The following is a 13153-nucleotide window of genomic DNA, read 5'->3' on the forward strand; positions in this document are numbered from 1 at the left end:
GCAGAACGAGAGGTGGATACGGTCCGATGTCCGGGAAAGGAGTGTTCGACCGGACATCGGACCGGGATCGTGATCGCCCGTCGCGGGAACGCGACAGGGCGGAGCGGGAAGCACTCGCCTGCGCCTGGTTGAGACCCGAGTGCCGATATCGAGACTCGGACAGGAACACTGCGTCTTTCCGATTGGCGTACATGACGCGCCCGCACAACACGACGAATCAGAACGCCGATCGGATCGTGCCACCGTCGACGCGGATCGTGGCACCGCTGATGTATTCGGCGTAGTCGCTGCAGAGGTAGGCGACCGCCGCGGCAATCTCGTCGGGGCGACCGAAGCGGCCGACGTCGTTCGGCACCCATTCGCTCGCCGCGGCGCGTTCGATCTCGTCCCATGATCCGCCCCATCCGTGTGCGGGTGCGATGCTGGTGACGAGCTCCTGCACCGTGTCCACAAGGATGGCCCCGGGCGCCACTGTGTTTGAGGTGACTCCCGTGCCCTCGAGGTCGCGCGCCAAAGATACGGCCAGGTTGTGCCGGGCTGCGAGGGTGGCGTTGTAGTGGGGTTGCACGGCCATCGGCTGGAGGCCGAGACCACCGCCGATCTGGACCACCCGACCCCACCCCCGTTCACGCATGCCGGGAACGAGCCTCTGGATCATTCGGACCCCCGATATCACGTTGACGTTGTAGGTCTGCGCCCAGATCGCCGCGGTGGCCTCCGCCCAGCCGACCTGGTCATAGGCACCGGCGTTATTAACGAGGATGTCGATCGGTCCGTCGGCGAGAGCGACGGCGACGACCGCGTCAGCTCCGTCGTCGGTAGCAAGATCTCCGACCGCGACACTCGCCACGCCGTCAGCGGAGCGAATTTCCTCCGCAACCGCCTGCGCACGAAATTCGTTGCGTCCGTGCACCACGACGCTAGCGCCTTCGGCGGCGAGCAACTTCGCGGTGGCCTCTCCCAGACCCGTACTTGATCCGGTGACCAAAGCGCGTTTACCAGTGAGTTTCAGTTCCATTTTCGATGGTCTTCCTTGAGGCAGCGCCTGAACGGCTCGATATCTACAACCGTATACTTAGCCGAACCGAATGTCTACATCCGTATACTTCAGCGGTAGACTGCTTGTATGAGCCACGACGGGGCGGACCTCGCCCGGAGCAGCACCCCACCCAAGCGAGTACGCAACGCCGCCGCTACCCGGGAGGCGATTCTGCGCTCGGCGGTTATCGCTTTCACGCGGCACGGATACGACGGCGTGGGCGTGCGTGAGATCGCGCAGTCGGCCGGAGTCACTGCGATGTTGGTCAACCGTTATTTCGGCTCGAAGGAACAGCTCTTCACCGAGGCGGTCGATACCGCTTTCGCCCCACGAACAGTGTTGTCGGACAACCCAGCAACGCTTGCCGGTGATGTAGCCGCACGCCTGGTCGAGCGCACGGCACCAGAATCCGAGCATCTCGACCCCTTTCTGCTGATGCTTCGCTCCGCCTCGAACCCCCGGGCGGCGGAGATCGTGCGGGCAGGGGTGGAAAGGCACGCCGGACGGTACTTGAGCGAATTGCTCGAGGGTCCGGATGCGGACGAGCGCGCGATGCTGGCGCATTCGGTCATTGCGGGGTTCTGGCTCATGCGAAAGATGCTGGGCAGCACCGCACTCGTTACCGCCGATCCGGACGAACTCACCCGCCGACTCGAAGCGCTGCTGGTGATCGCCCTCTCCCCTTCCAGAGAGAAGTGACCAGATCGTCGTTCAACCACCACCGACGTCCACTCGAGATTCGCCGGCCGAGGCATCCCCTTCTCACCGACATCTTCGCGCCAGCAATTCGCGGGCCCGCGATGTGGGCGCATCGGGCCCGTCACACGCAGTGGCCCCCTAGCGACAGCAGCGTATATGTCTCAATTTTATTGCACTGCAGCTTATTCGGTTTGTCCTGAATCCGTGCAGCCTCGAACCGAACTAGGCCGATGTGATAAATCTGTCTCCAAATCTGTTCAGATTAACTGTATAGTTTTGCTTATGAAATCCGGTTCGAGCCGTTCGTCAGCGGCCGTTGATCTCGATCTAGCCATCCAGCGACTACGCGGTCGCATTCGGTCAGAGTCGGGGCTCGACAACTCTCCGTGGAGTCGGAGCCAGCTATCTGCTCTGGACCGGATCGTGCACGGCCCGCCGAGTACCGCGAGTGATCTCGCCGCGGCGGAATCCATGCGTCCACAATCGATGGCCGCGGTACTGGGCCCGATGGAACAGGAGGGCCTCGTGGTCCGGCACCGGGACCCCGAGGACGGCCGCCGCATGCTGATCGCAGCTACCGAAACGGGCCGCGAAGTGCTGCAGTCGGTACTCGAACTGCGCAATGCGTGGTTGACCGCCGCCGTGGATCATGTGTTACGCCCGGAAGAGTACGACGCACTTCCGGTGCTGGTCGATATCCTCAACCGGCTCGCCGACTGCGAGGTCCCACCGGTCGCTCGCCGCGCCGGTCGCTCCAGGGTGGCCCTTCTGTGAGCCCGGCCGTGCATACCCAGCAGCCCAAACCCATGCAGGCTGAGACGCCGAGTTGGCGTCTGATCACTCCGTTGCTGTTGGGCTCGGCGTTGAACCCGATCAACAGTTCGGTCATCGCAACCACCCTCGTGGCGGTAGGAAGCGCTTTCGGCGTCGGGTCGGCTGCTACGGCGAGTTTGGTTGCGGCGCTCTACCTTGCGAGCGCAATCGGCCAACCCGCCATGGGAAAACTCGCCGAAGTGTTCGGACCACGACGGGTGTTTCTCGGCGGGCTCGTGCTCGTGGCGCTGGGCGGGGTGCTCGGTACCGTCGCAGTGAATATGCCGATGCTCGTTGCCGCCCGCGTGGTGCTCGGAGTCGGGACCTCCGCCGGATACCCCACGGCGATGATGATCATCCGGGCGTGGTCGCAGGAACGACCGGCCGGCCGGACAGGAGGCGCCCTCGGGGCCCTGGCTATCGCAGGTCAGGTGACCGCGGCGGTGGGACTACCGCTGGGAGGGCTTCTTATTGCCATCGGCGGCTGGCGAGTGACGTACGTGATGAACCTGCCGTTGGCGGCCATCGGGTTGATCTTGACCCTCGTGTGGGTGCCGCGGGATCCGAGAACGGGGAGGACGCGATGGGCATCGCTCGTTCGGGATCTCGATCCGGGCGGGTTGATCCTGTTCGCCGGAACGATCGCCAGCTTGCTGTACGTGCTGGGCAACCTCGAGCACCCGAACTGGGTTGTCGTCAGCCTTTGTGGTGTATTGCTCATTTGCTTCGTCCTGTGGGAACTGTGGGTAGGCAAGCCATTCATCGACGTCGGATTGATCGCACGTAACCGCGCCCTGACCGGCACATACGTTCGGGTGGCGGTGACGTTCTTGTTGAACTACACGATCTTGTTCGGACTGACCCAGTGGCTTGTGGAAAGCCGAGCGCTGTCGGCAGGACAGACTGGACTCGTGATGCTGCCGATGTCGGTGATCGCGATCGTGATCTCGATGCCATTCGCCCGGCGGAACCTGATCAGGTCGTCACTCGTGGTGACGGCGATCGCGGCGATCGTGGGTACGACAAGTCTGCTGACCTTCACGACGAATACACCGATGTGGGTACTGGTCGTCGTTCCCACGATCTTCGGCATCATGTCTGGCCTCGGCATGATCGGCAATCAGGCCGCACTGTACCGTCAGGCCCCGGCCGAGAATGTCGGAGTGGCCGCCGGCCTGATGCGCACATTCATGTATCTCGGTGCGATCTTGTCGTCCGGTTTGATCAGTGTCTCGTTCGGTGACAACGCCACCGATGCGGGATTGCATTCGATTGTCATCGCCCTGATCGCACTCGCACTCGTGCTTGCGGTGCTCACCGCGACAGGTCTACGTCGTCTAGGCAACTTCTCCCCTCCCAGCTAGCTGACCAAATCCGATGGGCGGTACCGCGTTTGCGGTACCGCCCATCAGGGTTGTTTCAGGCGATCACTGAATGTGCGGAGCCTTCGAACCGGCAGACAGGACGCTCCGGGGCAGCAGGTCCACGAGGTCGTCATACGGCCACGGGCCCGTGTTCTCGTCACGGAAGATCGTCCGTGTCTCGACCGGATGGGTGTACAGACCGACCTTGCCGCCGCCGGTACGGAAAACGCAGCCGGTGACCTCCGACGCGGCTTCGGATGCGAGGTAGAGGACGATGGGAGTGGTCAGTTCCGGATCTGTGCGCGCCTCTTTCGCTTTGGCTCGCTTGGCGCTCATCACTCTCTGCTGGATGAGAGCGGCGTCCCGCTCGCTCGCATCCTGTGTCATACGAGTGGCCGCGAACGGTGCGATGGCGTTGACCGTGATCTTGTCGTGCTGAAGTTCCCAGGCCAGGTCGTAGGTGAGGCTGGTGACACCGCCCTTCGAGGCGGCGTAATGTGCGTTTCCCAGCGGTGCCGCCCACTGGTTCGACGTGGTGTTGATGATGCGCCCGTACCCGGATCGTCGCAGGACGGGAATAGCATGGCGGCAGATGGCGAACGTGCCCTTGAGGTTGACCGCGATGGTCGCGTCGAAGTCCTCTTCGGTGATGTCTTCGATCATCTGTTGCCGAACGATGCCGGCGTTGTTCACCACGATGTCGAGCCTGCCGAACTCATCGACCGCGGTGTCGACCACCCGGCCCGCACCCGCCCAGTCGGCGACTGATTCGTAACTGGCGACCGCCTCTCCACCGGTGCTGCGGATCGTGTCAACCACTTCATCGGCGGGTCCGTGTGTGGACCCGACGCCGTCACTGTCTACGCCGACGTCATTGACGACTACTTTGGCCCCCGCCGCTGCCAGAGCCAGTGCTTCACTTCTCCCGACGCCGCGGCCCGCGCCGGTCACGATTGCCACTCTTCCGACGAGCGGTCCGTCTGTACTCACAATCATCCTGCTTTCGTTGTTACGGTGCCGGTACTCCGGCTGGGAGGTCGATGAATTCGGCGGCGAACCACGCCATCGCGTCTTCGAGCGCTTCGAGGCTCGGGCTGGGAAGATCGATGAGGAACTCCGTGGCGCCGGCCTCGCGCCAGCGCGCCATCTGTTCGATGCACTTCTCACTGGCTTCACGACCGGGTTCAACGCTGGGGGCTGACGGTTGCCCTCGGGGCGCGCGCCCTCCGAGCGGAGCCAAGGGAACGATGATTCGGAATCCCGGTGGCAACTGTTCTTCGCGGGCAGCGGCTAGTCGCGCCACCGTCGCGGTGACCTGGTCGGGTGTGAGGGCCCACGGTGTCCAGGCATCGCCGAAGCGCACCGCACGGCGCAGACCGACGAGGCGATCGCCGCCGATCCATACTGGCGGGCGGGGTCTCTGCACGGGTCTGGGAAGACACACCAGGTCATCGATGTCGACGAATTGGCTGTGTTGGGTCGTGGGGTCGCCATCCCACAACGCGAGGACTGCTCTGAGATAGTCGTCGGCGATGTCACCACGATGCTCGAACGGGACGCGAGCGGCGTGGGATTCGTACTCTCGCCGACCTACCCCGAAGCCCGCGATGATCCTGCCGCGGGAGAGGACGTCGAGTGTCGCGAAGGCCTTGGCGGTGATCAGTGGGCTACGTAGGGGAATCTGGTAGACGTGCGTGGCGAATCGGATGCGGCTGGTCAGCGCTGCGAGGTAACCAACGGTGCCGATCGGATCGAAGAAGCGTGGACTCCCATAGAGGGCCGATTCCGCGGCGGCGATGGCGGCGTGGTCCCCGACTGTCACGTAGCTGTAGCCCAGCGATTCGGCCTTGGTCACTATTCTGGCCAGGCCTTCGGGGTCCGCCGTATCTTCCCAGGGCTGGAGGTTGATTGGCTGCACGATCGGTGTGAAGAAGCCGAAGCTCGACGTCAGGGTCTCGCCAAGCCGAGCAGGGTAGGACCGGTCGCCAGGCCGGGATGCTGTTCGCCCGAGGTGGCCAGCGGTCATTCCGCGGGTGGGATCGGTGCTGGGGCTCGACATCACGAGAGGATCGGCACCACGGCCGCGAGTTGGGAGGACTGCGTGTGGCTGCTTGAAGGACTGCGACCGATGACTTGTGCCAGGTCCTCGCTGACATGGCGATCGTTCATCCTGTTACGTCCATTCCTCGCTTCCGCGTGTTGCGGGGCAGTATTCGCTATCCGAATGGCTGGGACACCTACCGAGCGCGCAAATACTTCGGCTTCGTCTGCAGCCATGATCGTGGTCGGATCCTGCACAGACACGATCTCGCTGTAGACAGCGGCGGCGGTCAGCCCCGCCGCCTCCACGAGTGCGAGAGCTTGACGGGCGACCATCGCCTCACCGTCGCCGTCCCGCGGTCCCGCTACCACCGGCAGCAGGTGCCCCGGTCGTGTGAAATCGTCGGCCTGCGCGCTCGGGTCCGCGATCAGACGTGCGGTGCGGGCTCGGTCGTGCGCGGAAATTCCTGTGCCTACACCGTATCTCGCGTCGACTGACACCGTGAACCCACCCTGGACTGCCTGACGGAAGCTATTGTGCATGGGCGGCAGGCCCAGCCGGTCCGCGACGTCCGCTGAGATCCCGACTCGCAGATACCCGGTGCCGTGTCGAACAGCGAACGCCATCAGGTCGGTGGTGGCGTATGCCGCACCGAACACCATCAGTCCCTCGTTTCGGAGGGCATCGAGAACGACTACCGCTCCACCGCAGGCCAGCCAAGTCGCTGGATCAGCGATAGCGCGCTGGCCAGCAACCCTGAGCCGGGTCATCGGCCCAGCGTTCCGCTGACCGTGGCATGCGTGCCGAAGGTACGTCGGTGGTAGGTCAGGGGGGCACCCTCCCCGAGCCCGACCGCATGGACCAGTCCGGTGACGATGAGATGGTCACCCCCATCGAGAAGATCGGCTGTAGTGCACCGAAAGAATGTGCTCGACGCTAGCCGCGGAACACCGTCGTGCCAGTGCCAGTCAGTGGAGGTGAAGTCTCCCTTTCCCTTCCTGGCGAACTTCTTTCCGGCATCCTCGGCCTCGGTCAACAGGATGTTCACGCCGAACGCGCCGAACTCCCGCACTGCTGCGAGGAGGCCGGATGCGCGGTCGAGAGCAATCAGGATCATCGGCGGGGCCATGGACAAGGAACAGAAGGCGCTGACGGTGGTCCCGTACGGTTCACCTGCGTAGTCACGGGTGGTGACCACGGCTACCGGGGTGCAGATGTTGCCCATCGCTTCCCGGAAGAGGTTCTCGTCGATTAGCTTCTCGACGGCAGTAGTGCTCATCTCGACCTCCCTATCGCCATTCATACAGCACGTTATCCGCGCAGACCGGCCTCTACGAGGAGCGGATAGGTTTCGTTTCGGAATCGCGTCATGTCTTCGATGTATCGAGGGAAGGACATCAGTACACCGTCCAATCCGCAGTCGGTCAGCGTGCTGAGTGTGTCCACGACCTGTTCGCTGGTACCGATAATCGGGAAGCCGGCCCAGCCTCCGATGAACTGACGCTTGATCTTCTCGAGAGCCTGCGGTGGGATCGATTGCGAATTCAAACCCAATGTGGACACCAGGTTCTCGGCCGCTTCCCAATCACCCTTCACATCGACGTAGTAGTCGTGGAATGTGTGGGCAGCCTTTTCGGTTTCGTCTTGGACCACGTATGAGTTGGTCCACACCATGATCTCCCGGCCGTACTCTTCACGTGCCAGCCGCTTGAACGCGGCGACCTCTTCTGCCATTTCCTCCATGTCATATTTGGGTGCGATGAACACGACATCGCAATACTTGGCGCCGAAGTGACGTCCCGCAGCCGAACCACCGGCGTTCATGACCACCGGGTGCGGCTTCTGGATAGGGTGAGGTGCGATCGACGCATCGACCACCCGGAAGTACTTGCCGTCGAAATTGACCGGCTCCTCGCTGGTCCACAGGGCTTTGACGATCTGGAACCACTCGACAGCCAGGTCATATCGCCTGTCGTGCTCGAGCAGCGGGGCGCCGAACATCTCGATCTCGGGCGTGTTCCACCCGGTGACGATGTTCAGCGCGAAACGCCCATTGGTGATGTGATCGATCGTGGCCGACTGCTTCGCCGCCATCACCGGATGGATGGTGGAGACGTGAGAAGTGGCGAAGACACCGGTGCGTTCGGTAACGGTACCCACACCCGCAGCCCAGGTGAAGCATTCGAAACCGGCCCCGTTGAAGTTGGACGGACCACCGAATCCGCGCCACCTTCCGACCGGCACGACCGCCTCGAAATTCATGCCATCGGCCAGCTTTGCAAGTTCGATGGTGTTGGGCCACTCAGCTTGCAGTACCCCGTCGATGGTCGAGATGGCGCAGCCGCCCTGGAGGTTTGTCGAGAACGTGCCCAACCGCAGCTTGCGGTCGCTGTAGACGGGGTTGCCGGCTTCCCGGAGGGAGTCCGCACGGGTTGTGGTCATGATTTCGTCCTTCGTCGGCGACCGTTGCCGGTCGAGAGATGGTGAGGTGAAACGCGTCCGGCGGCACGGCCGGGATGCTGACGAATCGTCTCGGCCGAGACGTGGTGGGCCGAGGTGGTCGTCTGCAGCGCACAGCTACGGGCACACTCACTGCGTCGATCATCACCTTATTCCATATGTTGTGGCACAACGTTTTACAAGCCGTTCATAGATCGAGGACGAGTTCATCCGATGCGCAGCTGCCGACGCAGATGATCATCGCCTCCCCTTCGGCACGCTCCTGCTCGGTCAGCACGGTGTCTCGGTGAACAGGCACACCACCGCACACCTTGGTGATGCACGTTCCGCAGAATCCCTCCTCGCAGGAGTACGGAACCTCGGGTCGGACAGCCTGAACGGCTTGGAGCAGCGTCGTTCCGTCCTCGACTTCCACGGTGCGATCGCTGCGCGCCAGCCGGACCCGGAAGGGACGATCATGCCGGGTCGCGTCGACGTCCTCATCGCTTCCGGAGGCCGGAGCCCCGAACAGCTCGAAGTGAACGGACACGTCCGGCCTGATCTCGGCCGCAAGGGCACGAAGCGCATCGAGCAGAGCCGTCGGTCCGCAGCTGTACACCGCGCCACCGACGCCGACGCCTTCGAGGATCGCCCGCAGGGGAAGCAGTCCCGAATCGACCTCGGGGACCACGTGGACCGTCGAATCCGCCCGAGCACCGAGCGCGGTCAGGTCTCGGGTGAACGCCATGGTCTCCGAAGACCTGCCGCCATAATGAAGGGACCAGGGCACCTGCCCGCCGGCAACCTCCCGCACCATGCTCAGTATCGGCGTCACGCCGATGCCTCCGGCGATGAAGACGTACGACTCGGCAGGCTCGAGCGGAAAATGATTCCGAGGCCCCCGGATCCACAGCTTCTGCCCCACCATGACCGAGTCGTGGATCTCGGCAGATCCACCTCGGCCGCTATCGTCGCGGAGCACCGCGATGGTGTATTGACTGCGGTCCGACGGGTCGCCGCACAGCGAGTACTGGCGAATTAGCCCCGAAGGTAGCGTGACCTCGATGTGCGCGCCCGGCGCCCATTCCGGCAGATCCGATCCGTCGTCGCGAACCAACTGCAGGGAAATGACCTTCTCGGCTTCCCAACGAATCTGAATCACTTTGGCCAAGTTGAGCTCAGCCGTCGCAGCGCCTGCCATAAGCACCTGGACCTCCTGGTCGAACGTGGTGACGAGCCGCCGTGTGCCGGAGGTAACGAATGGCGTCACCTGTGGTTGGCATCACGTTGGTCTCATGAATAGCCTAATAATGGGATACGAAGGGGTCAATCGCCAAAGCGACGGGATAAGTGCTGGTCGACACCGCAGCTTGGCGCGGAGTCGACCCGCAGGACGCAGGGGAGACAACGTCGCAGTTCACAGCATTTATCGCCCGGTGCCCAGCCGTTGCATGCACCGGGAGAGGGGAAGCCCGGGCCGTGAACCGCTCGCCCGCTCCGGAGGCAACTAGCATAATGATAGGACCGTGTTGGAGAATGGAGTGGCCATGATCACCGAAGTGAACGACCACGGACTGGATAGTCCCCCCGAAGCGGATCGGCAGCCACGGAGGCGACCGACGACACGGCGCGCATACAAGGCTGCCCTGTCCATCGCCCAGCACATCGTCGACGACATCACCACCGGCAGGTTGCGCCCGGGCACCCGACTCGACCGCGAGCGCGAAATGTTGGTTCGCTTCAACGTGGGACGCGGTACGCTGCGCGAGGCGCTGCGCTTCCTGGAGATGAGTGGCGTGATCATGGTCAAGGCCGGACCACAGGGCGGTCCCATCGTCGCGGAGCCGAATGCCCACGACCTCGCCGGCATGCTCGGGTTGTTCTTCCAACTTCGGTCTATGCCGTTCAGCGCACTGGTCGACGCACGCGAATTGCTCGAGCCCGAACTGGCCGGTCGAGCAGCGGAATTCGCAACCGAGGATGTCGTACAGGAAATCGTCGATTCGGTGCGGGGCATGGAAGCGTTCCTTGCCGACGAGGAGAATTTCATCGCCGAGAACGACCGATTCCACGACATCGTCGCCGCTGCGGCCGACAACGAGATGTTCGCGTTGCTGGTCTCGTCGCTGCACGCGATCACCGACGGGATGCCCCTCGGCATCAGCTACCCCATCGAGCGCCGAGAAGCGGTGTTGCGTGCGCACTCGGCCGTGGCCGACGCGATTGGTACGCACGACGCAGAGGGTGCCCGCTGGGCAATGCGCCAGCACATCAAAGAGTTCCACAAGTACGTCAGGACTCATTTTCCCGATATCTACCGGCAACCCGTGAGGTGGCGCGACATTGCCGACTGACACCCTACGAACGGGTGCCCGGCGCCCTTTCACGTCACTGCGGGTACGCAACTTCCGACTGTTCTTCCTGGGCCAACTCGTCTCCTCTACCGGACAGTGGATGCAGACCCTCGCACTGGCCCTGTTCGTCCTCGACGAATCCGGCAGCGGTGTCGCGCTCGGCACGGTGACCTTACTGATGTATCTGCCGCTGCTGGTGGTGGCTCCCTGGATCGGTGCAGCGCTCGAGCGGTTGCCGCTCCGCAATGTATTGCTCGTGTCCCAGGCGGTACAAGCGGCACTGGCGGCGATCCTGTGGTCGATGTCCGCGATCGGCACTCTGACAGTTCCGTTGGCGTTGACCGTGGCTGCCTGTTTCGGGCTCGTACAGCCAGTAGACAACCCTGCCCGGCGAAGCTTCGTGTTCGAGATGGTTGGCCGCGAACGAGTGGCAAATGCAGTTGCGCTCAATTCGACGCTGATGACGGCGTCGCGGCTGGTCGGCCCGGCGATCGCGGGGCTGCTGGCCTCCACGGTGGGTTTATCCTGGTGCTTTCTCGCCAACGCACTCTCCTACCTCGTAATTCTCGGCGCACTTTCCCTGATGCGAACCCGGGACCTGCACACCGAGCGAACCGTCGCCGGGGCACAAACAACCGAGACGTCGTCACACGCGTCCGTGCTGGACGGGTTTCGCTACGCCCTACGCGACCCCCGGATTCGGTGGCCGCTAATACTGACGGCGGTGGTCTCACTGCTGTTGCAGAACTATCCCGTTCTGCTTCCCCTGCTCGCACACGAACGCATGAGCACGGGAGCGTCCTCGGCCGGTTTGTTGTTCAGCGCACTGAGCGCGGGCAGCCTGCTCTCCGCATTGACGGTGGCGGCCTTGGCGCCGACGGGGACGCGGGTGGTGGCAGTGTCCGCGCTCTGTTACGGAATCGTGGTCGCTGCTACATCTTTCACCTCAGGTATGGCCGTCCTGGGAATGCTCTTGGTCTTGCTCGGTGCTGCGGATCAGGTCTTCTCCTCAACGGCTAACGCGACATTGCAAATTCAGTCGGATCCGCGCTACCGGGTGAGGGTGATGTCGCTGTTTTCCGCCTTCTTCATCGGAATGCAAGGGGTCAGTGGCGTCCTTGTAGGAGCCCTCGCCGACCTTTTCGGACCGACCGCGGCCATGACGGTCGGCGGCGTCGGGGCGATCGTGGTGGCCGCGATCGTGTTGGGGGTCAACCGGCGGCGCAGACCGCCGCAGGACCGCGGAAACAATGAGGCTCGAAGGACCAAACCAGCATCGCCGTAGTCGATCCGGTTTGCCACTCGGGTGGACTCCGAGTCGAGCTCCTCGCCGCCGTGAGGCACCCGGCGTTACACGTCATCGCTCCGTCCTCGTCTTTCCCTGCCGTCCGGGGACGTTTCGACATCGAAGACATCACGTCCCAGCCGGTGCAACGCAAGGGCGAGGGCCAAGCGGGTCCGCCCCTGAGCAGTTCGGAATGAGTAGCCGAGTTCTTTCTCCAGACGATCGCAGTGAGCCTGCACGGTCGAATGATGTAGTCCCAGCTCGTGCGCGGCCGCCCGCACCGTCGTGTTCAGCTCCATCGCCTCGAGTACCCTGCGAGCGATGTTCGAGGACGCGGTCGCTGTGCCGATCGCAATCGCATCGGGGTGTGGCACAGGGCTCGCGTCGTGCGCTCGCACCAGCAGCGAGAGGGCACCGAGGTCCCGATAAGTCACCGTCTCACCGGCACGCGAAAGCCGGAGTGCGACAAGTGCCTGGTCAAAAGAGTCGGCGAGTCGCTCGACGGTGACGGTCTCACCGATCCCGCAGGTTCCGGTGACTGGCTGCGGACAGTCCGCTCCCGCGACGATCGCGCGAACACCTCCGAACCGGGTGCCGACCACCGCATCGATGTGTGTCACCCCGATCGGCGCCGGATCGGTGGAGATGACCGGCATTACGATGAGATAGATTTTCGAGCCGGCCTCCAGGCCGAGGCGGCGGGCGATCGCCAACTTGGTTCCCAGAGCGGCTTCGCGGTCGAGGAGCGCTTCGAGTGCACCAGCGTGGTCGGGGACTGTGCCCATGGTGCGATCGATCGTGATCTGAATCGACGAGGCCAGCCGATCGAGGACGGTCTCGTCGTTGATACTGGTCTCGGTGTTCCGCTCCACCCACACCACACCCCCGTCCAGGTCGCCCAATGGGCGCCGAGTCCACAACGCCAGTTCTTCGGCACTGGGCATCTGCGTGATCGGGGTGCCGCGTGAATCCACGCGTCGCACCAACCGATGTGCGGGATACACCGCGCCCACAGCGCAACCGGTGAGATTTGCTGCCGCGCGCATGAGCGCAGAAATGCCGACTCGTCTCCGAATCAGCCCATCGAATTGCGTGATGATGCGTAATGTCTCGTTGACG

13 protein-coding genes are annotated in these 13153 nt (G+C 63.4%); 5 read left to right on the forward strand and 8 right to left on the reverse strand.

Annotated elements, in window-relative coordinates; all coding sequences use genetic code 11:
• Positions 1 to 217: 217 nt before the first annotated feature.
• Positions 218 to 1018 (reverse strand): SDR family NAD(P)-dependent oxidoreductase, encoded by an 801-nt coding sequence (locus JWS14_RS17040; protein WP_206013872.1) that lies wholly within the window; start codon positions 1016 to 1018, stop codon positions 218 to 220.
• Positions 1019 to 1126: 108 nt separating this feature from the next.
• On the opposite strand from JWS14_RS17040, the gene JWS14_RS17045 reads away from it, so the two are divergent.
• The 3 genes from JWS14_RS17045 to JWS14_RS17055 all read left to right on the forward strand — a co-directional run bounded on the left by JWS14_RS17045 (position 1127) and on the right by JWS14_RS17055 (position 3915).
• The gene (locus JWS14_RS17045; RefSeq protein WP_095861645.1) at positions 1127 to 1738 is read left to right on the forward strand and encodes a TetR/AcrR family transcriptional regulator; all 612 of its coding nucleotides are present in this window, start codon (positions 1127 to 1129) and stop codon (positions 1736 to 1738) included.
• 282 nt (positions 1739 to 2020) lie between these two features.
• Positions 2021 to 2512 (forward strand): MarR family winged helix-turn-helix transcriptional regulator, encoded by a 492-nt coding sequence (locus JWS14_RS17050; protein ID WP_095861644.1) that lies wholly within the window; start codon positions 2021 to 2023, stop codon positions 2510 to 2512.
• Between the two features lie 32 nt (positions 2513 to 2544).
• A complete protein-coding gene (locus JWS14_RS17055; protein WP_206013874.1) occupies positions 2545 to 3915 on the forward strand; it encodes an MFS transporter in 1371 nt (456 codons plus the stop codon).
• A gap of 63 nt (positions 3916 to 3978) precedes the next feature.
• On the opposite strand, the gene JWS14_RS17060 is transcribed toward JWS14_RS17055, so the two are convergent.
• From JWS14_RS17060 to JWS14_RS17085, 6 genes are all read right to left on the reverse strand, one after another.
• Positions 3979 to 4911: an SDR family NAD(P)-dependent oxidoreductase gene (locus tag JWS14_RS17060; RefSeq protein WP_241031377.1), complete on the reverse strand. Its 933-nt coding sequence runs from the start codon at positions 4909 to 4911 to the stop codon at positions 3979 to 3981.
• A 13-nt stretch (positions 4912 to 4924) separates the two neighbouring features.
• Positions 4925 to 5974 (reverse strand): TIGR03619 family F420-dependent LLM class oxidoreductase, encoded by a 1050-nt coding sequence (locus JWS14_RS17065; protein WP_095861643.1) that lies wholly within the window; start codon positions 5972 to 5974, stop codon positions 4925 to 4927.
• The gene (locus JWS14_RS17070; protein WP_206013876.1) at positions 5974 to 6726 is read right to left on the reverse strand and encodes a 3,4-dihydroxy-2-butanone-4-phosphate synthase; all 753 of its coding nucleotides are present in this window, start codon (positions 6724 to 6726) and stop codon (positions 5974 to 5976) included. The genes JWS14_RS17065 and JWS14_RS17070 overlap by 1 nt, the downstream gene beginning before the upstream one ends.
• On the reverse strand, positions 6723 to 7235 hold the full coding sequence (locus tag JWS14_RS17075) for a flavin reductase family protein (protein WP_206013877.1): 513 nt from the start codon (positions 7233 to 7235) through the stop codon (positions 6723 to 6725). Before JWS14_RS17075 ends, JWS14_RS17070 begins: the two co-directional genes overlap by 4 nt.
• A gap of 32 nt (positions 7236 to 7267) precedes the next feature.
• A complete protein-coding gene (locus JWS14_RS17080; protein ID WP_179377570.1) occupies positions 7268 to 8329 on the reverse strand; it encodes an LLM class flavin-dependent oxidoreductase in 1062 nt (353 codons plus the stop codon).
• Positions 8330 to 8603: 274 nt separating this feature from the next.
• Complete coding sequence (locus JWS14_RS17085; RefSeq protein ID WP_241031379.1) at positions 8604 to 9557, reverse strand: PDR/VanB family oxidoreductase; 954 nt, start codon at positions 9555 to 9557, stop codon at positions 8604 to 8606.
• Positions 9558 to 9942: 385 nt separating this feature from the next.
• On the opposite strand from JWS14_RS17085, the gene JWS14_RS17090 reads away from it, so the two are divergent.
• Both JWS14_RS17090 and JWS14_RS17095 read left to right on the forward strand, forming a co-directional pair.
• On the forward strand, positions 9943 to 10749 hold the full coding sequence (locus tag JWS14_RS17090) for a FadR/GntR family transcriptional regulator (RefSeq protein WP_095861639.1): 807 nt from the start codon (positions 9943 to 9945) through the stop codon (positions 10747 to 10749).
• Positions 10739 to 12034, forward strand: a complete 1296-nt coding sequence (locus JWS14_RS17095) for an MFS transporter (protein ID WP_095861638.1) — start codon at positions 10739 to 10741, stop codon at positions 12032 to 12034. The genes JWS14_RS17090 and JWS14_RS17095 overlap by 11 nt, the downstream gene beginning before the upstream one ends.
• Before the next feature lie 65 nt (positions 12035 to 12099).
• Here the strand turns inward: JWS14_RS17095 and JWS14_RS17100 are convergent, their stop codons facing one another.
• Positions 12100 to 12978: a helix-turn-helix domain-containing protein gene (locus JWS14_RS17100; protein ID WP_206013878.1), complete on the reverse strand. Its 879-nt coding sequence runs from the start codon at positions 12976 to 12978 to the stop codon at positions 12100 to 12102.
• Positions 12979 to 13153: the final 175 nt, after the last annotated feature.

The sequence above is a fragment of the Rhodococcus koreensis genome, assembly GCF_017068375.1.
GTDB lineage: Bacteria > Actinomycetota > Actinomycetes > Mycobacteriales > Mycobacteriaceae > Rhodococcus_F > Rhodococcus_F koreensis.

Excerpts from the sequence above, each read along its gene's own strand:
- JWS14_RS17040 (WP_206013872.1), bottom strand. The coding sequence starts at position 1,018 with ATGGAACTGAAACTCACTGGTAAACGCGCTTTGGTCACCGGATCAAGT.
- JWS14_RS17045 (WP_095861645.1), top strand. The coding sequence starts at position 1,127 with ATGAGCCACGACGGGGCGGACCTCGCCCGGAGCAGCACCCCACCCAAG.
- JWS14_RS17050 (WP_095861644.1), top strand. The coding sequence starts at position 2,021 with ATGAAATCCGGTTCGAGCCGTTCGTCAGCGGCCGTTGATCTCGATCTA.
- JWS14_RS17055 (WP_206013874.1), top strand. The coding sequence starts at position 2,545 with ATGCAGGCTGAGACGCCGAGTTGGCGTCTGATCACTCCGTTGCTGTTG.
- JWS14_RS17060 (WP_241031377.1), bottom strand. The coding sequence starts at position 4,911 with ATGATTGTGAGTACAGACGGACCGCTCGTCGGAAGAGTGGCAATCGTG.
- JWS14_RS17065 (WP_095861643.1), bottom strand. The coding sequence starts at position 5,974 with ATGTCGAGCCCCAGCACCGATCCCACCCGCGGAATGACCGCTGGCCAC.
- JWS14_RS17070 (WP_206013876.1), bottom strand. The coding sequence starts at position 6,726 with ATGACCCGGCTCAGGGTTGCTGGCCAGCGCGCTATCGCTGATCCAGCG.
- JWS14_RS17075 (WP_206013877.1), bottom strand. The coding sequence starts at position 7,235 with ATGAGCACTACTGCCGTCGAGAAGCTAATCGACGAGAACCTCTTCCGG.
- JWS14_RS17090 (WP_095861639.1), top strand. The coding sequence starts at position 9,943 with ATGATCACCGAAGTGAACGACCACGGACTGGATAGTCCCCCCGAAGCG.
- JWS14_RS17100 (WP_206013878.1), bottom strand. The coding sequence starts at position 12,978 with ATGCCCAGTGCCGAAGAACTGGCGTTGTGGACTCGGCGCCCATTGGGC.